The sequence below is a fragment of the Marinomonas sp. ef1 genome (assembly GCF_002806845.1).
Taxonomy (GTDB): Bacteria; Pseudomonadota; Gammaproteobacteria; order Pseudomonadales; family Marinomonadaceae; genus Marinomonas; species Marinomonas polaris.
In genome coordinates, this window is sequence record NZ_NHTT01000018.1 from 32,116 (window position 1) to 54,944 (window position 22,829).

The following is a 22,829-nucleotide window of genomic DNA, read 5'->3' on the forward strand; positions in this document are numbered from 1 at the left end:
ATTACCCCAAAATTTGATCGACTGACTTACCGCGTTTTGCCGCGATTTGTTCAGGTGCTTTCATATCCTGCAAACCTTTAATCGTAGCACGAACTACGTTTACTGGGTTTGTAGAGCCGTAACATTTCGCCAAAACGTTATGAACGCCAACGATTTCTAGAACCGCACGCATTGCACCACCGGCGATAACACCAGTACCTGGAGACGCTGGTTGCATAAACACTTTAGATGCTCCGTGACTTGCTTTAATAGGATACTGAAGGGTATCACCATCAAGTCTTACAGAAACCATGTTACGACGAGCTTGTTCCATTGCTTTTTGAATAGCTTGAGGAACTTCACGCGCTTTACCACGACCAAAGCCAACTTTACCATTACCGTCACCAACAACTGTTAAAGCTGTAAAAGAGAAGATACGACCACCCTTTACAACTTTAGCAACGCGGTTTACTTGAACCAGCTTCTCTTGGAGATCGCTAGTTTGTTGATCATTAACTGCCATTTGCTACCCCTTAAAACTCTAGACCGGCTTCACGTGCAGCGTCAGCAAGAACTTGAACGCGACCATGGTATTTAAAGCCAGAACGGTCAAAAGCGACCGAAGTGACGCCTGCTGCTTTAGCGCGCGTAGCAATCAAAGTACCGACTTCTTTAGCCGCTACTTTATTACCAGTCGCCGAGCCACGAAGAGCTTCTTCAAGAGTAGAAGCACTAGCTAGCACTTTACTACCACAAGGAGAAATCACTTGAGCATACATATGGCGTGGTGTGCGATGTACAGTAAGACGATTCGCACCTAAGTCACGAATATGCAAGCGAGCACGACGTGCACGACGAATCCGAGATTGTTTTTTAGTGTTCATGAATGCCTACCTACTTCTTCTTAGCTTCTTTACGACGAATTACTTCGTCAGAATAGCGAACACCTTTGCCTTTATATGGCTCTGGCGGACGGAAACCGCGAACTTCTGCAGCGACTTGACCAACGGCTTGTTTATCAATGCCACGGATCACAATTTCTGTTTGAGAAGCACATTCAGCTGTTACGCCTTCAGGAAGTTCGTAATCTACTGGGTGAGAAAAACCCAGAGACAGGTTAAGTACATTGCCTTTAAGCGCAGCACGGTAACCAACACCTTGAAGAAACAATCTTTTCTCAAAACCTTGACTAACACCAACAACCATGTTGTTAACCAAAGCACGAGTTGTACCAGCTAAGGCACGGCTTTGTTTTGCACCATCGCGCGCAGCGAAGGTAATAACATTTTCTTCTTTAGACACTTGTACGCTTGTGTGAATATTAAACTCTAAAGAACCTTTACCGCCTTTAACAACGACAGTTTGTCCATTTAGGGTTAAATCTACACCACTAGGAAGCGTCACGGGACTATTAGCAACTCGAGACATACTAACTCCTAGAATACTGTGCAGATTACTTCGCCACCGATACCAGCAGCACGAGCTGCACGGTCTGTCATCACACCTTTAGAGGTAGAGATGATTGCAACACCAAGGCCAGCTTCTACTTTTGGTAGAGCACTAGTGCCTTTGTATTGACGCAAACTTGGGCGAGATGCGCGTTTGATTTGTTCGATAACTGGCTTACCTTCGTAGTATTTCAACTCGATAGTAAGCGTCGGTTTTATTGCTTCGTCTACAGAAAAGTTACCTACGTAACCTTCTTCGCGTAGAACAGCAGCAATAGATGTCTTCATTTTTGATGAAGGCATGCTCACAGAGGTCTTTGCAGCCATCTGTGCATTACGAATACGTGTAAACATATCCGCAAGGGTATCTTGCATACTCATTTAAGAGCTCCTAATTTAAAAACCATTGTGCAGCAAATAGAGCTCGCGCATAGTACACAGCAGCGAGCAGAATGTCCAGTATTTAGACACTCCACTCACTGCCATGTATTATGATCGCGCTCTACTTGCTTACCAACTAGCTTTCTTCAAGCCAGGTACGTCGCCACGCATCGCTGCTTCACGCAGTTTGATACGAGACAGACCGAAGCGACGGTATACACCGTGCGGACGACCTGTAATTTGGCAACGGTTACGTTGGCGTGAAGAAGATGAATCGCGTGGAAGCGCTTGTAATTTAAGCGTTGCATCCCACTTTTCATCGTCCGATGCATTAACGTCGCTAATGATCGCTTTTAGAGCCGCACGCTTTTCAGCGAATTTAGCTACTAATTTGGTACGTTTTGCTTCGCGCTGAATCATTGATACTTTAGCCATGATTCCTACCTCTTATTTCTTGAAAGGGAAACTAAAGGCTGCTAGCAAAGCACGACCTTCTTCATCGGTACGAGCAGTCGTTGTAATGGTAATATCCATACCACGTACACGATCCACTTTATCGTAATCGATCTCTGGGAAGATGATTTGCTCTTTAACACCCATACTGTAGTTACCACGACCGTCGAAAGACTTAGGATTAAGTCCACGGAAGTCACGGATACGTGGAATGGCAACATCTACCAAACGATCGAAGAAATCCCACATACGCTCGCCACGCAGAGTAACTTTACAACCGATCGGGTAACCGTCACGGATTTTAAAGCCTGCTACAGATTTACGAGCCTTAGTCACTACAACTTTCTGGCCGCTAAGTGCTTCAAGATCATTTACCGCATGCTCAAGAAGTTTCTTGTCTGCGATAGCTTCACCAACACCCATATTTAAAGTGATTTTAGTGATTTTAGGCACTTCCATCACGTTTTTGTAGCTAAACTCTTCTGTAAGTTTTGCTACAACTTGATCTTTATAAACTTGCTTAAGTCTCGCCATGGCTATAATTCTCGCTCTTAGGCGTCGATCGCTTCACTATTTGATTTAAAAACACGTACTTTCGTACCGTCTTCGTTCAATTTAAAGCCGACGCGATCCGCTTTACCCGTAGCACTATTATAAATGGCTACATTGGAAACCTGGATAGGTGCTTCTTGTTCAACGATACCACCAGTTGAACCCTTCATAGGGTTTGGTTTCTCGTGTTTCTTAACAGTATTAACGCCAGAAACTAGAACTCGGTTTTCGCCTACTACTTTAACAACTTTACCGCGTTTGCCTTTATCTTTCCCAGCAATCACGATAACTTCGTCGTTACGTTTGATTTTACGCATAATGTCCCCTCTCCCTCTTACAGCACTTCAGGCGCAAGAGAAACAATTTTCATGAACTGCTCAGTACGCAATTCACGTGTTACAGGGCCAAAGATACGAGTACCAATAGGCTGCCCTGAAGCATTCAATAGAACCGCTGAGTTTACATCAAAACGGATCACTGAACCATCAGAACGACGAACACCTTTTCTAGTTCTAACGACAACTGCGTTAAGAACCTGCCCTTTTTTAACACGACCACGTGGGATCGCTTCTTTCACTGTGACCTTAATAATGTCACCGATAGCAGCATAACGACGATGTGAGCCACCCAGTACTTTAATACACTGAACACGCTTTGCGCCGCTGTTATCTGCAACATCAAGCATCGATTCTGTTTGAATCATTACTGCTCTCCAATCAAATTAGATAACAAGTCTCACGAAGGAAGGAGCAGCTTATACAGCTGCTGCTTTCTCTACAACTTGAACCAGTTTCCAAGTCTTAGACTTAGAGTAAGGACGTGTTTCTACGACCTTAACTAAATCACCGATTTGGCACTCATTGTTTTCATCGTGAGCGTGTAGTTTAGTTGAACGACGTATAAACTTACCGTATAAAGGGTGTTTTTCTGTACGCTCAACTAGTACCGTGATGGTTTTATCCATCTTATCGCTTACTACTTTACCAGTAGCTATACGCGCTTTTGTTTCTGCCATCTTAGTTACCTGCCTTATCATTTAGCACGGTTTTAACACGTGCGATATTGCGGCGAACTTGCGAGAGCAAATGAGTTTGCGCTAACTGACCAGTGGCTTTCTGCATGCGCAGAGTAAATTGCTCACGTAGCAGTTCAATCAAGGTCGCTTGTAGCTCAGCTACAGACTTTTCTTGCATTTCTTTTGCTTTCATCTACATCACCGTACGCGTTACGAAAGTTGTGGACAGAGGAAGCTTAGCAGCAGCCAACGCGAACGCTTCGCGTGCTAACTGTTCTGAAACGCCCTCAACTTCATAAAGCATCTTGCCAGGTTGAATCTGTGCAACCCAGTATTCTACGCTACCCTTACCTTTACCCTGACGAACCTCAAGAGGTTTCTGAGTAATCGGCTTATCAGGGAACACACGAATCCAGATTCTGCCGCCACGCTTGATGTGACGAGTCATTGCACGACGCGCCGCTTCAATTTGACGAGCTGTAAGACGACCACGTTCTGTGGACTTCAATCCGAATTCACCAAAGCTAACTTGGTTTCCGCGAAGAGCAAGACCGCGGTTACGGCCTTTCTGCATTTTGCGGAACTTAGTACGTTTCGGTTGTAACATGACTTACCCCCTACTTAGACTTCTTCTTTTGTGCGCCTTTATCAGCTCGCACTTGTTCAATACCGCCCAAGATTTCGCCTTTGAAGATCCACACTTTTACGCCAATGATGCCGTAAGTTGTAGCAGCTTCATAAGTAGCGTAGTCAATGTCAGCGCGTAGAGTGTGCAGAGGCACACGGCCTTCACGGTACCACTCAGCACGTGCAATTTCTGCACCGCCTAAACGACCACTTACCTGAACCTTGATACCTTTCGCGCCTGCACGCATAGCATTTTGTACTGCGCGCTTCATAGCACGACGGAACATTACGCGACGCTCAAGTTGGCTAGCAATATTTTGCGCAACCAATTTAGCATCCATTTCAGGCTTGCGAATTTCTTCGATGTTGATGTGGACAGGTACGCCCATCATTTCAGAAACTGCATTACGTAGTTTCTCAACATCTTCGCCTTTCTTACCAATCACGATACCCGGACGGGCAGTGTGAATTGTAATACGAGCTGTCTGAGCAGGACGCTGAATCTCGATACGAGAAACAGAAGCCTGGACCAATTTTTTCTCCAGGAACGCACGAACCTGAAGATCGTTTAATAACAGCTTAGAGTAGTTTTGGTTATTCGCATACCAAGTAGAAGTATGATCTTTAACTATCCCTAGGCGTATACCAGTTGGATGAACCTTCTGACCCATTGGGTTTCTCCTAATTAGTCAGCGACTTTAACTGTGATATGGCAACCGCGTTTTAGAATACGGTCAGCACGGCCTTTGGCACGTGGCATAATACGCTTCAGAGTCATAGCCTCATCAACGTAAGCCGTAGACACTCGCAAGTCATCTACATCAGCACCTTCGTTATGCTCAGCGTTAGCTATAGCAGACTCTAGTACCTTCTTAACAATTACTGCCGCCTTCTTAGGACTGAACGTTAAAATGTTCAGTGCTTCGCTAACAGATTTGCCGCGGATTTGATCTACAACCAAACGGGCCTTCTGCGCTGAGAGGCGAGCACCCTTCAATGAAGCTTTTACTTCACTCATGTTAATACCCCTTATTACCGTTTGGCTTTCTTGTCCGCAGCATGACCACGATATGTACGGGTCGGAGCGAACTCACCCAATTTATGACCGACCATATCTTCAGTTACTAGAACTGGAACATGCTGGCGACCATTATGGACAGCGATAGTCAACCCTACAAAATCAGGGAAGATAGTAGAACGGCGTGACCAAGTTTTAATTGGACGACGATCATTTTTCTCTACCGCAGCCTCTACCTTTTTCAACAAATGAAGGTCGATAAAAGGACCTTTTTTTAGTGAACGTGGCACAGTCGTTTCCTCTTATTACTTAGTACGGCGACGTACAATAAGTTTGTCAGTACGCTTGTTGCTGCGTGTTTTGTAACCTTTAGTAGGCACACCCCATGGCGTAACTGGGTGACGACCACCTTTGCTACGACCTTCACCACCACCATGTGGGTGATCCACTGGGTTCATCGCCGCACCGCGAACGGTAGGACGAACACCACGCCAACGCGTAGCACCAGCTTTACCAAGAACTCGCAAGCTATGCTCAGAGTTTGATACTTCACCTAAAGTAGCGCGACATTCCGTCAATACTTTACGCATCTCACCTGAACGTAGGCGAAGGGTAACGTAACGACCTTCACGAGCAACTAGCTGAGCAGAAGCACCAGCGGAACGTGCAACTTGCGCACCTTTACCTGGCTTAAGCTCGACACAGTGTACGGTACTACCAACTGGAATGTTTTGCAGAGGCAAAGTATTACCAGCTTTGATAGGCGCATCTGCACCACTAAAAACGATATTGCCAGCGACCATACCTTTGGAAGCGATAATGTAACGACGCTCACCATCAGCATATCTAATCAATGCAATATTTGCAGAACGGTTTGGATCATATTCCAAACGCTCAACTACCGCAGAAATTCCATCTTTATTACGACGAAAATCAACCATACGGTAATGCTGCTTATGACCACCACCTACGTGACGCGTAGTGATGCGTCCGTTATTGTTACGTCCACCAGATTTGCTTTTTGTGTCTAGCAAAGGTGCATATGGTGCGCCTTTGTGCAAATCGTTGTTGGTAACTTTAACAACGTGACGACGGCCTGCAGACGTTGGCTTACTTTTAACAACAGCCATTGACCTATCTCCCCTTATTCAGCGACCATGAAATCAATGTCTTGACCTTCAGCTAAACGCACATACGCTTTTTTCACGTCTTTACGCTTACCTAGACCACGAACTGTACGCTTTGTTTTACCTTTATGGTTCAACGTGCGAACAGACTCAACTTTGACTTCAAAAAGCGCTTCGATAGCTTGTTTGATTTCAGGTTTCGTTGCATCACCAGTTACACGAAAAACATATTGACCATTGCCTTCGGCTACGATCGTTGCTTTTTCGGAAATGTGTGGACCCAACAGAACTTTATAAATACGTTCGCCGATCATGCTAGTGCCTCCTCAACTTGTTTCAGAGCACCAACTGTCACCAACACTTTGTCGTAAGCAATCAAGCTAACAGGGTCGATAGACGCTGCATCACGTACATCTACGTTAGGAATGTTGCGAGCCGCTAAGAATAAATTGTCATCCAAATTATGGGAAACAATCAAAGCGTTCTCAATATTCAATTCTGCCATTTTTGCTATGAAGAGCTTAGTTTTTGGAGCTTCCAATTTAAGATCTTCAACAACAACAAGACGGTCTTGACGTACAAGCTCAGACCAGATGGTGCGCATTGCTGCACGGTACATCTTCTTGTTCACTTTCTGAGAGTGATCTTGTGGTTTCGCAGCGAAAGTAACACCACCTGAGCGCCATAAAGGGCTACGGATAGTACCTGCGCGCGCACGACCAGAACCTTTTTGTTTCCAAGGTTTGCGTCCACCACCCGCCACTTCAGAGCGTGTTTTTTGTGCACGTGAGCCTTGACGAGCGCCAGCCAAGTAAGATGTAACTACTTGGTGAACCAACGCTTCGTTATATTCACGAGCAAAGGCTACATCAGAAACTTCTACAGTTCCTTCCGCGCCTGTTAGATTCAAGTTCATTGTCTACCCCTCTTAGCGAGCTTTAACAGCTGATTGAAGAATAACATCACCATTTACTGCACCAGGTACGGCACCTTTCACTAGGATAAGGTTACGTTCTGTGTCTACACGAACCACTTCTAGTGATTGAGTAGTTACTTGTGCAGCACCCATATGGCCAGCCATCTTCTTGCCTTTCCAAACACGACCAGGTGTTTGACATTGGCCGATAGAACCAGGTGCACGGTGAGACAACGAGTTACCATGAGTAGCGTCTTGCATACTAAAATTATGACGCTTGATGGCACCTTGAAACCCTTTACCCTTTGATTGACCAGTTACATCAACCATTTGGATAGATTCGAAATCAGCAACAGTCAGCTCATCACCAACATTGATTTCTTTTTCGTCACCTGCCAGGCGGAACTCCCACAAACCACGACCTGCTTCAACATTCGCTTTTGCATAATGACCCGCAGCAGCTTTGTTAACGCGGCTCGAACGGCGAGAACCTACAGTAACTTGAATAGCTTGGTAGCCATCAGTTTCTGCTGTTTTCACCTGAGTAACGCGGTTCGGTTCAACCTCGATGACGGTTACTGGCACGGATACACCATCTTCAGTGAAGATACGTGTCATACCGGCTTTGCGTCCGACTAATTGAATAGCCATTTTTTACCTCACTTGCCAGTTGTGTATGGGGCTATCACCCGCTACGGCTGATCATTCCAGATCATTCCACTATTGTGCATATAGCCGACTGATAACCAGCCGGTTGTCGCACCCCAAACCTTGAGTTATTAACCCAAAGAAATTTGTACTTCCACGCCTGCCGCAAGATCTAGTTTCATTAGAGCATCAACAGTTTTTTCTGTTGGCTCAACGATATCTAGAACACGTTTGTGTGTACGGATTTCATACTGATCACGCGCATCTTTGTTTACGTGTGGAGAAATCAATACTGTATAACGCTCTTTGCGAGTAGGAAGTGGAATCGGTCCACGCACTTGCGCACCTGTACGTTTCGCTGTGTCCACAATTTCTTGTGTTGAAGCATCGATCAGACGATGATCAAACGCTTTCAGACGAATACGGATTTTTTGGCTTTGCATTTCCAACTCCAAATACAATGTTTTAATGACTTAACTGTACATTTATTAAGCCACAATCCTTTTTTAAGGACGGCGAATATTAGCCATTCAAAAACTGGTTGTCAAGTAACCAATTTCTGAACAAACAAAATAAACCATAAAATAAAAAGGCCACCCGATATGCGGGTGGCCTTTTCTAAATCAAAGTAAGCAGATATTAATATCTAATTACTTAAGGATTTTAGCTACAACACCAGCACCAACTGTACGACCACCTTCACGGATCGCGAAACGTAGACCTTCGTTCATCGCGATTGGGTGAATTAGCTCAACAGTCATTTGAATGTTATCACCAGGCATAACCATTTCTACGCCTTCAGGTAGAGAACATGCACCAGTTACGTCAGTTGTACGGAAGTAGAACTGTGGACGGTAACCTTTGAAGAATGGAGTGTGACGACCACCTTCATCTTTACCCAATACGTAAACTTCTGCTTCAAACTCAGTGTGAGGAGTGATTGAACCAGGCTTAGCCAATACTTGGCCACGCTGCACATCTTCACGCTTAGTACCACGTAGAAGAATACCACAGTTCTCACCAGCACGACCTTCGTCTAGAAGCTTACGGAACATCTCTACACCAGTACAAGTTGTTTTAGTAGTATCAACGATACCAACGATCTCAACTTCTTCTTGGATTTTGATGATACCACGCTCAACACGACCAGTAACAACAGTACCACGACCCTGGATAGAGAACACATCCTCGATAGGCATCAAGAATGCACCATCAATAGCACGCTCTGGCTCAGGAATGTAAGAATCTAGTGTTTCAACTAGTTTACGTACTGCAGTAGTACCCATTTCGTTGTCGTCTTCGCCTTTCAACGCCATTAGCGCAGAACCTGGGATGATTGGAGTGTCATCACCTGGGAAGTCGTATTCAGAAAGAAGGTCACGCAATTCCATCTCAACCAATTCTAGCATTTCAGCGTATTCTTCAGAATCCGCACCACCACAGTCTTCAGCCAACAAGTCAGACTTGTTCAAGAAAACAACGATGTAAGGAACACCTACTTGACGAGAAAGAAGGATGTGCTCACGAGTCTGAGGCATAGGACCATCAGTCGCACCACAAACTAGGATTGCGCCGTCCATTTGAGCAGCACCAGTGATCATGTTTTTAACATAATCGGCGTGTCCAGGACAATCTACGTGTGCGTAGTGACGCACTGGAGAATCATACTCTACGTGAGAAGTAGAGATAGTGATACCACGCTCGCGCTCTTCTGGAGCATTGTCGATACCATCAAAAGCAACAGCTGTACCGCCGTACACTTCTGCACATACGCGAGTCAATGCTGCAGTTAGAGTTGTTTTACCGTGGTCAACGTGACCGATAGTGCCAACGTTAACGTGTGGTTTATTACGTTCAAATTTACTCTTTGCCATGATACATACACCTTAAGAATTAGTAAGTATGATGATTAATCTTCATTTTTGATGATCGCGTCTGCCACACTAGCCGGTGCTTCAGCGTATTTCTCAAACTCCATTGCATAACTTGCACGCCCTTGCGACAAGCTACGCACATCAGTTGCATATCCGAACATCTCCCCAAGAGGAACTTCAGCACGAATAATTTTCCCTGACGGGGAATCGTCCATCCCCTGAACAACACCACGACGACGATTCAGGTCACCCATCACATCACCCATGTATTCTTCAGGGGTTACAACTTCCACTTTCATTACAGGTTCAAGAACGCAAGGATCAGCATCAGCCGCTCCCTTTCTTAACCCCTGAGAAGCTGCAATTTTAAAGGCCATTTCATTAGAGTCAACATCATGGAATGAACCATCGATCAGTACAACCTTGATACCCAACAATGGATAGCCAGCGATTACACCGTTCTTCATTTGCTCTGAAACACCCTTTTCTACTGCAGGGATGTATTCTTTAGGAATAGCACCACCAACAATCTCGTTAACAAATTCAAGCCCATCTTTATCAGTAGGGATTAACTTCATTACGACGTGACCGTATTGACCACGACCACCGGATTGACGCACAAATTTGTGATTAACCACCACTTCTTTGCGAATTTTCTCCCGATAGGAAACCTGAGGCTTACCAATGTTCGCCTCCACCTTAAACTCGCGACGCATACGATCAACAAGTATATCAAGGTGCAGCTCGCCCATACCGGAAATAATTGTTTGACCCGTCTCTTCATGCGTTTCCACTCGAAAAGAAGGATCTTCTTGCGCTAATTTACCCAGCGCAACGCCCATTTTATCTTGATCAGCTTGAGATTTAGGCTCAACAGCTACAGATATAACAGGCTCTGGAAACTCCATACGCTCAAGCACAACAACATTATTCATATCACAAAGCGTATCACCCGTAGTTACGTATTTCATACCCACGATAGCAGCAATATCACCCGCCAATACTTCTTTGATTTCTTCGCGATTATTAGCATGCATCTGAACCATTCGACCAATACGCTCACGCTTCTGCTTAACAGAATTGTAAACCGCATCTCCTGAACGCAACACTCCAGAATACACTCGAATAAATGTTAATGTACCAACAAATGGGTCTGTCGCTATCTTAAAAGCCAACGATGAAAACGGATCATCATCATTAGCAATTCGTGTTACAACAGTCTCACCATCTTCAAGCGTACCTTCAATCGCTTTTACTTCAAGCGGTGAAGGCAAATATTCAACAACAGCATCCAAAACAGCCTGAACGCCTTTATTTTTAAAGGCTGAACCGCACGTCACCAAGACAATTTCATTGGATAGCGTACGAATTCGCAGACCACTTTTTATCTCATCAACAGATAACTCACCCTCTTCAAGGTATTTATCCATCAATTCATCATTTGCCTCAGCTGCTGCCTCAACCATGTGCTCACGCCACTCTAGAGCATCATCAAGCAAGTCATCAGGAATATCCTCTAAAGAGAAAGTCATCCCATGATCTTCTTCACTCCACACTATAGTCTTCATCAAAACCAAATCGATCACACCTCTGAAATCTTCTTCAGTGCCGACATTGATCTGTATTGGAACAGCATTAGCCCCAAGACGAGTTTTTAACTGACGAACAACAGAAAAGAAATCAGCCCCAGTACGATCCATCTTATTGACGAAAACCATACGTGGAACTTCATACTTGTTTGCTTGACGCCAAACCGTCTCAGTTTGAGGCTGCACACCCGAAGAACCACAAAGCACAACAACAGCACCATCTAACACACGTAAAGAACGTTCTACTTCAATAGTAAAATCTACGTGCCCAGGTGTGTCTATAATATTGACACGGTGCTCTTCAAACTGCTTGTTCATTCCACTCCAGAAGCATGTTGTTGCTGCTGAAGTTATCGTGATACCACGCTCTTGCTCTTGCTCCATCCAATCCATTGTTGCTGCACCATCATGCACTTCACCAATTTTATGAGACAGACCTGTATAGAAAAGAACGCGCTCAGTTGTCGTCGTCTTACCTGCATCAACATGCGCACAAATACCGATATTACGGTAGCGGTTGATAGGTGTTTTACGTGCCACTGTGTATCCTTCTCCGGATGATTAGAAACGGTAGTGAGAGAATGCTTTGTTAGCTTCTGCCATGCGATGAACGTCTTCACGTTTCTTAACAGCAGAACCTTTGTTTTCAGCAGCATCTAAGATTTCGCCAGCTAGACGCAAAGCCATGGATTTTTCACCACGCTTACGAGAAGCATCAACCAACCAACGCATAGATAAAGCTGCGCGGCGAGCTGGACGAACTTCTACAGGAACTTGGTAAGTCGCACCACCAACACGGCGAGATTTAACCTCAACCATTGGCTGGATAGATTCCAAGGCTTTTTCGAAGATAGCCATCGGCTCTTCAGTTTTAGCGCGAGCTGCTACAGTATTTAGCGCATTGTAAACGATGCTCTCTGCAACAGATTTTTTACCGCTAACCATTACATGGTTGATAAATTTAGCGAGAATCTGGCTTCCGTGTTTAGGATCCGGAAGGATTTCACGCTTAGCGACGACGCGTCTTCTAGGCATATCTATATCCTCTTCAGGTTCGCCCGAGACAATTTAATTATTGCTCGGCCTTACTGTATTAAAAAATTATGTCTAAACGATGAATTAAGCCGTTTTAGCTTACTTCTTAGGACGTTTAGTACCGTATTTAGAACGGCCTTGCTTACGATTTTGCACGCCTGAAGTATCCAAGCTACCACGTACTGTGTGGTAACGAACACCAGGAAGGTCTTTTACACGACCGCCGCGAATCAGCACTACGCTGTGTTCTTGCAGGTTGTGACCTTCACCACCGATGTAGGAAGTAACTTCGAAGCCGTTAGTCAAGCGAACACGACATACTTTACGCAAAGCCGAGTTAGGCTTTTTAGGTGTAGTAGTATATACGCGAGTGCAGACACCGCGGCGTTGCGGACAAGCTTGTAACGCAGGAACGTCACTCTTTGCCACTTTACGTTTACGTGGTTTACGAACCAACTGGTTAACGGTTGCCATTAGACAAGCTCCACAAATCCAATTCTCATGACGGAAATCGCCAAAATTAAGGAGGCGCAAGTTTAATTTGCGCCTATAAAACAGTCAATAGGGAGGCGACTAAAAAATCACCTCCCTTACGATTTAACAGCAAATAACTAGTCTTTCAGTGCAGCACTCAATGCTTCTTCAACATCAGAGGCACTTACTGTCGAACTTCCTTCCTTCGCTGCTAACGCAAGCTCTTTCTTTCTCTTGCGCTCATTGTGGTAAGCCAAACCTGTACCGGCTGGTATCAAGCGACCCACAACAACGTTTTCTTTCAAGCCACGTAAGTGATCTTTCTTACCAGTTACCGCACCTTCCGTAAGAACTCGAGTTGTCTCTTGGAAAGATGCTGCTGATATAAAGGACTCAGTAGCCAAAGAAGCTTTCGTGATACCCAGAAGCACACGTTCAAACTTAGCTGGGAACTTGCCCTCAGCTTCGGCTTTTTCGTTTGAATCTAGCAGATGAGTAAACTCAACCTGATCACCTTGAATAAGATCTGTATCACCAGACTCACCAACTTCTACTTTACGCAACATTTGGTTAACGATAACTTCAATGTGCTTATCGTTAATTACTACGCCTTGTAAGCGGTAAACTTCTTGCACTTCATTCGTAATGTAATCAGCCAAAGCCTCTACACCTTGAAGACGCAAAATGTCATGAGGACTCAAAGGACCGTCGGCAATAATCTCACCTTTAGCCACTTCTTCACCATCAAAGATGTTGATTTGACGCCATTTAGGAATCAAAGTCTCGACTGGATCATCACCGTTTTGAGGTGTGATAACCAAACGGATCTTACCTTTTGTTTCTTTACCGAAGCTAACCACACCGCTAGTTTCCGCCATAACAGCTGGATCTTTCGGACGACGCGCTTCGAATAGGTCTGCCACTCGCGGCAAACCACCGGTAATATCTTTGTTACCAATAGATTCTTGAGGAATACGCGCAAGAACCTCACCTGATTTCACTGTCGCACCATGATCTAGGCTTAACAATGCTTTTTCAGGAAGCATGTACTGTACTGGCGACTCAGTACCTGGAATCAATACAGGATTACCCTGTGCATCAACTACGGCAATCATCGGACGTATGTCTTTACCAGCAGAAGGACGATCACGCATCTCCATAACTTCAATAGTAGTCAAGCCCGTCATTTCGTCAGATTGACGACGAATAGTAACGTTCTCTTCCATACCGCTGAACTCAAGACGACCTTCCATCTCAGATACGATTGGGTGTGTATGTGGATCCCAGTTAGCCACGATTTGACCCGCAGTAACTTGATCACCTTCACGCACGCTCAATACCGCACCGTAAGGAAGCTTATAACGCTCTTTCTCACGACCAGCTTCATCAGCAATTGCCAATTCAGAAGAACGAGATGCAACAACTAGATGCCCAGTGTGACGCTCGATACTCTTCATCTTATTGAAACGAACCGTACCCGCACTCTTCACCTGAACACTATCGATCGCAGAAGCTCGAGATGCTGCACCACCGATGTGGAACGTACGCATTGTCAACTGTGTACCTGGTTCACCGATAGACTGTGCTGCAACAACACCAATCGCTTCACCGATGTTAACCTGATGACCACGAGCAAGATCACGGCCGTAACACTTAGCACATACACCATGACGTGTATTACAAGTGATAACAGAACGAATGATCATTTCATCCACACCAGCCGCCTCAATAGTACGAACATCATGTTCGTCAATCAAAGTACCAGCAGCAAGAACGAAATCGCCTTTACCGTCAATAACATCTTGAGCCACTACACGACCCAATACGCGATGACCTAGCGGCACAACTACGTCACCACCTTCAATCATGGCTGCAACGGAAATACCGTTTGTAGAACCACAATCCACTTCAGTGATAACCAAATCCTGCGCTACGTCTACTAGACGACGAGTCAAGTAACCAGAGTTTGCTGTTTTCAATGCCGTATCAGCTAGACCCTTACGAGCACCGTGTGTAGAAGTAAAGTACTGAAGTACTGACAGACCTTCACGGAAGTTCGCAGTGATTGGCGTTTCGATGATGGAACCATCTGGTTTCGCCATCAGACCACGCATACCACCTAACTGACGCATTTGCGCAACACTACCACGGGCACCAGAGTCGGCCATCATATATACAGAGTTGAAAGATTGCTGCTCAACCGTTTCACCTGCTTTATTGACAGTCATCTCTTTTGCCAAGTTTTTCATCATGGCTTCAGTTACAGTTTCGTTAGTACGAGACCATAAATCGATTACCTTGTTGTACTTCTCGCCTTGCGTAACAAGACCATCCGCATATTGGTATTCGATTTCTTTAACTTCTGCCTCTGCTTTAGCAATGATCGCCGCTTTCTCTGGTGGAATAACGAAGTCATCAACACCAACAGAAGAACCAGACGCCGTTGCGTAAGCAAAACCTGTGTACATCAATTGGTCAGCAAAAATACAGCTCTCTTTCAAGCCTACTTTACGGTAACACTCGTTGATCAAGTTAGAGATCGCTTTCTTCTTCATGGTTTGGTTAACCACAGAGAACGGTAGGCCATCAGGAACAATATCAAACAACAAGGCACGACCAACTGTTGTATCTGCAATGAAAGTAGATGGCACTTTGTCGCCATCAAGCGTGGTATCAACTTGGCTGATACGTACTTTTACTTTCGCGTGCAATTCAACTTGTTTAGCACCATACGCACGGTGTACTTCTTTGATGTCAGAAAATGCCATGCCTTCGCCTTTGGCATTAATTTTCTCACGAGTCATATAGTACAGACCCAATACAACGTCCTGAGAAGGAACGATGATCGGTTCACCGTTTGCAGGTGATAGGATGTTGTTCGTAGACATCATCAAGGCACGAGCTTCAAGCTGCGCTTCGATAGTCAACGGAACGTGAACCGCCATTTGGTCACCATCGAAGTCGGCGTTATATGCCGCACACACTAGTGGGTGCAACTGAATCGCTTTACCTTCGATCAACATTGGTTCAAACGCTTGGATACCCAAACGGTGAAGTGTTGGCGCACGGTTCAACATCACTGGATGTTCGCGGATAACCTCATCAAGGATATCCCACACTTCAGGCGTCTCACGCTCAACCATTTTCTTCGCTGCTTTGATCGTCGTAGCCATACCACGAAGCTCAAGTTTAGAGAAGATAAATGGCTTGAATAGCTCAAGTGCCATTTTCTTAGGTAGACCACACTGATGTAGACGCAGTGATGGACCTACTGTGATTACAGAACGACCAGAATAATCGACACGCTTACCTAGCAAGTTCTGACGGAAACGACCTTGCTTACCTTTGATCATATCAGCCAAAGATTTCAGAGGACGTTTGTTAGAACCAGTAATCGCGCGACCACGACGACCGTTATCAAGCAAAGCATCAACAGATTCTTGCAACATACGCTTTTCGTTACGTACGATGATATCTGGAGCTGATAGCTCTAACAGGCGTTTTAGGCGGTTGTTACGGTTAATCACACGACGGTATAGGTCGTTCAAATCAGACGTCGCAAAACGGCCACCTTCAAGAGGTACCAATGGGCGAAGATCTGGCGGAAGAACTGGCAATACATCTAGCACCATCCACTCTGGGCTGTTGCCAGAATGATAGAATGCCTCAACCAACTTAAGACGCTTAGAAAGCTTCTTAATACGAGTTTCAGAATTCGTGCTGCTTAGCTCTTCACGCATGCTGTTAATTTCTACAGGCATATCTAAATCGCGAAGCAACATCTGAACCGCTTCCGCACCCATACGGGCATCAAACTCGTCACCGAATTCTTCTAGCGCTTCAAAGTACTGCTCATCGTTTAGCAATTGGCCTTTATCAAGCGTAGTCATACCTGGATCGATCACAATGAAAGATTCAAAATACAAAACACGCTCAATGTCACGCAACGTCATATCTAAGATAAGACCGATACGAGACGGTAGAGACTTCAAAAACCAAATGTGTGCAACAGGCGATGCAAGCTCAATGTGACCCATGCGTTCACGACGCACTTTAGACAGAGCCACTTCAACGCCACACTTCTCACAGATAACACCACGGTGTTTCAAACGCTTGTATTTACCACACAAGCATTCGTAGTCCTTAATAGGACCAAAGATTTTTGCACAGAACAAGCCGTCACGTTCTGGTTTGAACGTACGGTAGTTGATGGTCTCTGGCTTTTTAACTTCACCGTAAGACCATGAACGAATCATATCTGGTGATGCCAAGCCAATGCGGATCGCATCAAACTCGTCAGATTGTCCCTGTGATTTTAGAAGACCTAATAAGTCTTTCATGGATATTCGCCCCACTCGTAAGGCCGGGGAGTCTTGCTCCCCAGCAGGTCAAATGTGATTCGTGCTTATTCGTTTTCCAGCTCGATATCGATACCAAGAGAACGAATCTCTTTCACCAACACGTTGAAGGACTCAGGCATGCCAGGTTCCATACGGTGGTCACCATCTACGATGTTTTTATACATCTTAGTACGGCCATTCACGTCATCGGATTTAACAGTCAACATTTCTTGAAGCGTGTAAGCAGCACCGTATGCTTCTAGTGCCCATACTTCCATCTCCCCGAAACGCTGACCACCGAACTGAGCTTTACCACCCAGCGGCTGCTGAGTAACCAAGCTGTAAGAACCGGTAGAACGTGCGTGCATTTTATCGTCAACCAAGTGGTTCAACTTAAGCATGTACATGTAACCAACAGTTACAGGACGTTCAAAAGCATCACCAGTACGGCCGTTAAACAATTTAACCTGACCGCTTTCGTTGATTCCAGCTAAACGCAACATACGTTTAATCTCAGACTCTTTTGCACCATCAAAGGCACCAGACGCCATTGGAACACCACCGGTTAGGTTGGATGCCAAGGTCAAAATTTCTTCGTCTGTAAAGCTGTCCAAATCTTCAGTACGCGCGCACTTCAAATCACCTTCGTGGCCGTTATAGATCTCGTCAAGGAAGCTACGCAGTTCTGCAACCGCTTCAGCCTTCTCACGTTCTACAACTAGCATTTCGTTGATCTTACGACCCAAGCCTTTAGAAGCTGCACCTAAGTGAGTCTCCAAGACCTGACCAACGTTCATACGTGAAGGAACACCTAGTGGGTTCAATACGATATCAACTGGATCACCGTTTTCATCGTACGGCATGTCTTCAACTGGCATAATTTTAGAAATTACACCTTTGTTACCATGACGACCGGCCATTTTATCACCTGGCTGGATGCGACGTTTGATGGCAACATAAACCTTAACGATTTTAAGAACGCCAGGCGCTAGATCATCACCTGTTTGTAGCTTGCGTTTCTTATCTTCGAATTTCGCATCAAGTTCTTTACGGCGCTCAATCAAAGCGGCTTGTGCTTTTTCAAGCTGCTCACTCGCTTCTTCATTAGCAACGCGAATTTTAAACCACTCAGGGTGATCTAGATTCGCCAAGTATTCTTCCGTAATAATCGCATTGCGAGCCAAACCAGGACCGCCTTCCGCCTGCTGGCCGATTAGGGCTTCTGCTAGACGCTCGAAAGTCGCTTTCTCAACAATACGGAACTCTTCGTTCAAGTCTTTACGAACTTGATCAAGCTGCGATTTTTCAATGAACTTAGCACGGTCATCTTTTTCAATGCCATCACGAGTGAAAACTTGCACGTCGATAACAGTACCGCGTGTGCCAGTCTTAACACGTTGTGACGTATCTTTTACGTCAGACGCTTTTTCACCGAAGATAGCTCGCAAAAGTTTCTCTTCAGGCGTTAGCTGTGTTTCACCCTTAGGCGTCACTTTACCAACTAGAATATCGCCTGGCTCAACTTCTGCTCCGATGTAAACGATACCAGACTGATCCAACTTAGAAAGCGCACCTTCACCCACGTTAGGGATATCGGCAGTAATCTCCTCAGGCCCAAGCTTAGTATCACGAGCAACACACGTTAGTTCTTGAATATGAATCGACGTGAATCGATCTTCTTCTACAACACGCTCAGAAACTAGGATCGAGTCCTCGAAGTTGTAACCATTCCAAGGCATGAAAGCGATACGCATGTTTTGGCCAAGCGCCAATTCACCCATATCAACAGAAGGACCATCAGCCATAATATCGCCAGATGCTATCTTCTCACCCTTCATAACCAAAGTACGTTGGTTAATACAAGTGTTCTGGTTAGAACGCACGTATTTAGTCAGGTTGTAGATATCTACACCCGCTTCACCAGCAATCGTTTCTTCTGAATTCACACGCACAACGATACGACTTGCATCAACAGACTCAATCACACCGCCGCGATTCGCAACAATACAAACACCAGAGTCTTTTGCTACGTTTTTCTCCATACCAGTACCAACAACCGGCTTGTCAGCCTTAAGTGTTGGAACAGCTTGACGTTGCATGTTCGAACCCATCAAAGCTCGGTTAGCATCATCGTGCTCTAGGAACGGAATCAAAGACGCCGCCACAGAAACAACCTGACGAGGAGACACGTCCATTAGGTTTACTTTTTCTTTTGGAATCAAAGTGGTTTCGTGCATATGACGCACCTGAACCAACTCATCAACCAAACGACCCTCTTCGTCTACGTTTGCAGACGCTTGGGCAATAACATATTTCGCTTCATCAATCGCCGAAACATAAACAGTTTCGTCAGTCTGCTTGCCATCTACAATTTTACGATAAGGCGTTTCTAAGAAGCCGTAGCTGTTAGTACGCGCATAAGTAGAAAGCGAGTTGATCAAACCGATGTTTGGACCTTCTGGCGTTTCGATAGGACAAACACGACCGTAATGAGTAGCGTGTACGTCACGCACTTCAAAGCCAGCGCGTTCACGTGTAAGACCACCAGGCCCTAACGCTGACACACGACGCTTATGCGTTACTTCAGATAACGGGTTGTTTTGGTCCATAAACTGAGACAACTGGCTTGAACCGAAGAACTCTTTAATAGCAGCAGCTACAGGCTTCGCATTCAAAAGGTCTTGCGGCATAAGGCCATCAGCTTCCGCCATAGACAAACGTTCTTTCACTGCACGCTCAACACGCACAAGGCCAACACGGAATTGGTTCTCGGCCATTTCGCCAACAGAACGAACTCGACGGTTACCCAAGTGGTCGATGTCATCAACCATGCCGTTACCGTTACGGATATCAAGCAAAGTTCTTAGAACAGCAACGATGTCATCGTTATCAAGAACACCAGCACCAGTATCTTCTTCACGACCTAAACGACGGTTGAATTTCATTCGACCAACGCCAGATAGATCATAACGATCTTCTGAGAAGAACAAGCCTTGGAACAAACCTTCAGCCGACTCTTTGGTCGGTGGCTCGCCAGGACGCATCATGCGGTAGATTTCAACCAAAGCTTCCAACTGATTACTAGTTGGATCAATACGAAGTGTGTCAGAAATAAATGGACCGTTATCCAAATCATTCGTGTAAAGCGTATCAACTTCAGTAATACCAGAAGAAACCAACGCTTCAAGTAAATCAACAGACAACTCAGTGTTTGCTTCCGCAATCAACTCACCCGTCGCAGGGTGAACTAAGTTTTTCGCCGTTACTTTACCAAGCATGTACTCAAGCGGCACAGATAGACGCTCAAGACCTGATTTTTCCATCACACGAATGTGCTTAGCAGTAATACGACGACCTTCTTCTACGATCAGTTCGCCATTCGCATCAGCAATATTAAACAGTGCAGTCTCGCCACGTAGGCGATTTGCAACTAGATCCATTTCAAAACCATCACGCTTTAAATAGAAACGAGTTGAGTCAAAGAAAGTATCTAGGATTTGCTCTGTTCCGTAGCCCAAAGCGCGCAACAAAATAGTTGCCGGCAACTTACGACGACGGTCAATACGAACAAATACGCAATCTTTTGGATCAAACTCGAAGTCCAACCATGAACCGCGGTAAGGAATAATACGAGCAGAATGTAGTAACTTGCCTGAAGAGTGTGTCTTACCACGATCGTGGTCGAAGAACACACCAGGAGAACGGTGTAATTGAGATACAATAACACGCTCAGTCCCGTTGATTACAAAGGTACCATTGTCTGTCATAAGCGGAATCTCGCCCATGTAGACTTCTTGCTCGCGAATGTCTTTGATTGCCTTGTTGGACGACTCTTTATCATAAATGATAAGTCGTACACGAACACGTAAAGGTGCCGCGTAAGTAACACCACGCAACTGACACTCTTTAACATCAAAGACTGGCTTGCCTAAACGGTAATCGACGTATTCTAGCGCCGCATTGCCGGAAAAGCTGACCATTGGAAAGACAGATTTAAAGGCCCCATGCAGACCTAATTCCCCACGCTCTGCAAGACTTTTACCTTCCTGCAGAAAATTACGGTAGGATTCAAGCTGAATTGCCAGCAAGTATGGCACATCCAAAACGGGCGGCAGTTTACCGAAATCCTTACGGATACGTTTTTTCTCAGTGTATGAGTAAGCCATCAGCATTCCCCAGCTTGTGCACATTGACGCAAAAGGCCCAAATCAGGCCTTACCATATATGGGAGCATTATCTCCCATGTGAAAATTCTTTTAAGTTTTATTTGAGTTTCAGAAACCCAAAAAGGCCGGTGACAATAATGTCACCAGCCATTTCGACTATTGGTCGAAATCTGGAAATGCAAGTATCATTACTTGATTTCGACAGATGCACCAGCTTCTTCAAGAGCTGCTTTAAGAGCGGCAGCATCTTCTTTAGAAGCAGCTTCTTTAACAGTCATTGGAGCGCCGTCAACGATAGCTTTAGCTTCTTTCAAGCCAAGACCAGTCGCTGCACGAACAGCTTTGATTACGTTTACTTTCTTCTCGCCTGCAGCAGTAAGAACAACGTCAAATTCAGTTTGTTCTTCAGCAGCAACGCCAGCGTCAGCAGCAGGACCTGCAGCTACAGCAGCTGCTGCAGATACGCCGAATTTTTCTTCCATTGCAGAAATTAGTTCAACAACGTCCATCACAGACATTTCTGCTACTGCATTGATGATATCTTCTTTAGTTAGAGCCATGACTCAGATTCCTAGCATTCTTTATAATCACCCAAGGGTGATAAAACAAATATTTATCAAGAAGGGATACGACAAGCCGTATTAAGCCGCTTCTTGCTCTTTTTGATCGCGAACCGCTGCAAGAGTACGTACAAACTTGCTTGTTGCGCCCTGAATAACACTCATCAGTTTCGCAATAGCTTCGTCGTATGTAGGCAGTGTTGCCAAACGATCAATGTCGCCAGCTGGGATCAACTCACCGTTGAACGCCAACGCCTTCACTTCAAACTTACTGTTAGTTTTCGCAAACGCTTTCAACAAACGAGCAGCCGCACCCGGGTGTTCGTTAGAAAAAGCAATTAGCGTAGGACCAACAAAGCTTTCAGCTAGACATTCGAAGTCAGTGCCTTCAACTGCACGGCGAGCCAAAGTGTTACGTACTACACGTACATAAACACCTGCTTCGCGCGCTTCTTTACGTAGTGCTGTCATATTGCTCACGGTAACACCGCGAGAATCAGCAACTACCGCAGACAATGCAGTTTTAGCAGCTTCGCTAACTTCGGCGACAATGGCTTTTTTGTCTTCTAGACCTAATGCCACTGGTTTTCTCCTGGATTAGCAGGGAATAAATTCCCCTATTTTTAC

At 45.2% G+C, this 22,829-nt stretch carries 27 protein-coding genes; all 27 read right to left on the reverse strand.

Annotated features, from left to right (window positions below):
• Position 1: 1 nt before the first annotated feature.
• The gene (gene rpsE / locus CCS02_RS19440) at positions 2-502 is read right to left on the reverse strand and encodes a 30S ribosomal protein S5 (protein WP_072841826.1); all 501 of its coding nucleotides are present in this window, start codon (positions 500-502) and stop codon (positions 2-4) included.
• A 10-nt stretch (positions 503-512) separates the two neighbouring features.
• Positions 513-863, reverse strand: a complete 351-nt coding sequence (rplR, locus tag CCS02_RS19445) for a 50S ribosomal protein L18 (protein ID WP_012071920.1) — start codon at positions 861-863, stop codon at positions 513-515.
• Positions 864-873: 10 nt separating this feature from the next.
• A complete protein-coding gene (gene rplF, locus CCS02_RS19450) occupies positions 874-1,407 on the reverse strand; it encodes a 50S ribosomal protein L6 (RefSeq protein ID WP_012071921.1) in 534 nt (177 codons plus the stop codon).
• Between the two features lie 8 nt (positions 1,408-1,415).
• On the reverse strand, positions 1,416-1,808 hold the full coding sequence (gene rpsH, locus CCS02_RS19455; RefSeq protein ID WP_072841828.1) for a 30S ribosomal protein S8: 393 nt from the start codon (positions 1,806-1,808) through the stop codon (positions 1,416-1,418).
• A 129-nt stretch (positions 1,809-1,937) separates the two neighbouring features.
• Positions 1,938-2,243 carry a 30S ribosomal protein S14 gene (gene rpsN, locus CCS02_RS19460; protein WP_072841830.1) on the reverse strand — a complete coding sequence of 102 codons (306 nt, stop codon included), beginning with the start codon at positions 2,241-2,243 and terminating at the stop codon, positions 1,938-1,940.
• A gap of 12 nt (positions 2,244-2,255) precedes the next feature.
• A complete protein-coding gene (gene rplE, locus CCS02_RS19465; RefSeq protein WP_012071924.1) occupies positions 2,256-2,795 on the reverse strand; it encodes a 50S ribosomal protein L5 in 540 nt (179 codons plus the stop codon).
• 17 nt (positions 2,796-2,812) lie between these two features.
• Positions 2,813-3,130, reverse strand: a complete 318-nt coding sequence (gene rplX, locus CCS02_RS19470; RefSeq protein ID WP_012071925.1) for a 50S ribosomal protein L24 — start codon at positions 3,128-3,130, stop codon at positions 2,813-2,815.
• A 17-nt stretch (positions 3,131-3,147) separates the two neighbouring features.
• Positions 3,148-3,516 (reverse strand): 50S ribosomal protein L14, encoded by a 369-nt coding sequence (gene rplN / locus CCS02_RS19475; RefSeq protein ID WP_012071926.1) that lies wholly within the window; start codon positions 3,514-3,516, stop codon positions 3,148-3,150.
• 51 nt (positions 3,517-3,567) lie between these two features.
• The gene (gene rpsQ, locus CCS02_RS19480) at positions 3,568-3,828 is read right to left on the reverse strand and encodes a 30S ribosomal protein S17 (protein ID WP_012071927.1); all 261 of its coding nucleotides are present in this window, start codon (positions 3,826-3,828) and stop codon (positions 3,568-3,570) included.
• Position 3,829: 1 nt separating this feature from the next.
• Positions 3,830-4,021 (reverse strand): 50S ribosomal protein L29, encoded by a 192-nt coding sequence (gene rpmC, locus CCS02_RS19485; protein WP_012071928.1) that lies wholly within the window; start codon positions 4,019-4,021, stop codon positions 3,830-3,832.
• Positions 4,022-4,435: a 50S ribosomal protein L16 gene (rplP, locus tag CCS02_RS19490; RefSeq protein WP_012071929.1), complete on the reverse strand. Its 414-nt coding sequence runs from the start codon at positions 4,433-4,435 to the stop codon at positions 4,022-4,024.
• A 10-nt stretch (positions 4,436-4,445) separates the two neighbouring features.
• On the reverse strand, positions 4,446-5,126 hold the full coding sequence (rpsC, locus tag CCS02_RS19495; protein ID WP_012071930.1) for a 30S ribosomal protein S3: 681 nt from the start codon (positions 5,124-5,126) through the stop codon (positions 4,446-4,448).
• A 14-nt stretch (positions 5,127-5,140) separates the two neighbouring features.
• Positions 5,141-5,473, reverse strand: coding sequence for a 50S ribosomal protein L22 (gene rplV / locus CCS02_RS19500; protein ID WP_012071931.1), 333 nt, complete (start codon positions 5,471-5,473; stop codon positions 5,141-5,143).
• Between the two features lie 14 nt (positions 5,474-5,487).
• A complete protein-coding gene (gene rpsS / locus CCS02_RS19505) occupies positions 5,488-5,763 on the reverse strand; it encodes a 30S ribosomal protein S19 (RefSeq protein WP_012071932.1) in 276 nt (91 codons plus the stop codon).
• Between the two features lie 15 nt (positions 5,764-5,778).
• The gene (gene rplB / locus CCS02_RS19510; RefSeq protein WP_012071933.1) at positions 5,779-6,603 is read right to left on the reverse strand and encodes a 50S ribosomal protein L2; all 825 of its coding nucleotides are present in this window, start codon (positions 6,601-6,603) and stop codon (positions 5,779-5,781) included.
• Between the two features lie 14 nt (positions 6,604-6,617).
• On the reverse strand, positions 6,618-6,914 hold the full coding sequence (gene rplW / locus CCS02_RS19515; protein ID WP_012071934.1) for a 50S ribosomal protein L23: 297 nt from the start codon (positions 6,912-6,914) through the stop codon (positions 6,618-6,620).
• Positions 6,911-7,516, reverse strand: coding sequence for a 50S ribosomal protein L4 (gene rplD, locus CCS02_RS19520; RefSeq protein WP_072841832.1), 606 nt, complete (start codon positions 7,514-7,516; stop codon positions 6,911-6,913). The genes rplW and rplD overlap by 4 nt, the downstream gene beginning before the upstream one ends.
• A 12-nt stretch (positions 7,517-7,528) precedes the next feature.
• The gene (gene rplC / locus CCS02_RS19525; RefSeq protein ID WP_072841833.1) at positions 7,529-8,167 is read right to left on the reverse strand and encodes a 50S ribosomal protein L3; all 639 of its coding nucleotides are present in this window, start codon (positions 8,165-8,167) and stop codon (positions 7,529-7,531) included.
• 128 nt (positions 8,168-8,295) lie between these two features.
• Positions 8,296-8,607: a 30S ribosomal protein S10 gene (gene rpsJ / locus CCS02_RS19530; RefSeq protein WP_012071937.1), complete on the reverse strand. Its 312-nt coding sequence runs from the start codon at positions 8,605-8,607 to the stop codon at positions 8,296-8,298.
• Positions 8,608-8,814: 207 nt separating this feature from the next.
• A complete protein-coding gene (gene tuf / locus CCS02_RS19535) occupies positions 8,815-10,038 on the reverse strand; it encodes an elongation factor Tu (RefSeq protein WP_072841835.1) in 1,224 nt (407 codons plus the stop codon).
• 35 nt (positions 10,039-10,073) lie between these two features.
• Positions 10,074-12,167: an elongation factor G gene (fusA, locus tag CCS02_RS19540; RefSeq protein WP_072841837.1), complete on the reverse strand. Its 2,094-nt coding sequence runs from the start codon at positions 12,165-12,167 to the stop codon at positions 10,074-10,076.
• Positions 12,168-12,188: 21 nt separating this feature from the next.
• Positions 12,189-12,662: a 30S ribosomal protein S7 gene (rpsG, locus tag CCS02_RS19545; protein ID WP_012071940.1), complete on the reverse strand. Its 474-nt coding sequence runs from the start codon at positions 12,660-12,662 to the stop codon at positions 12,189-12,191.
• Between the two features lie 99 nt (positions 12,663-12,761).
• Entirely contained in the window at positions 12,762-13,136 is a 375-nt protein-coding gene (gene rpsL / locus CCS02_RS19550) for a 30S ribosomal protein S12 (protein WP_012071941.1), read from the reverse strand.
• Positions 13,137-13,273: 137 nt separating this feature from the next.
• Entirely contained in the window at positions 13,274-17,476 is a 4,203-nt protein-coding gene (gene rpoC / locus CCS02_RS19555; RefSeq protein ID WP_072841839.1) for a DNA-directed RNA polymerase subunit beta', read from the reverse strand.
• A gap of 65 nt (positions 17,477-17,541) precedes the next feature.
• On the reverse strand, positions 17,542-21,642 hold the full coding sequence (rpoB, locus tag CCS02_RS19560; protein ID WP_072841841.1) for a DNA-directed RNA polymerase subunit beta: 4,101 nt from the start codon (positions 21,640-21,642) through the stop codon (positions 17,542-17,544).
• 188 nt (positions 21,643-21,830) lie between these two features.
• A complete protein-coding gene (gene rplL / locus CCS02_RS19565; RefSeq protein ID WP_072841843.1) occupies positions 21,831-22,202 on the reverse strand; it encodes a 50S ribosomal protein L7/L12 in 372 nt (123 codons plus the stop codon).
• Positions 22,203-22,283: 81 nt separating this feature from the next.
• Positions 22,284-22,784 (reverse strand): 50S ribosomal protein L10, encoded by a 501-nt coding sequence (gene rplJ, locus CCS02_RS19570; RefSeq protein ID WP_072841845.1) that lies wholly within the window; start codon positions 22,782-22,784, stop codon positions 22,284-22,286.
• Between the last annotated feature and the right edge of the window lie 45 nt (positions 22,785-22,829).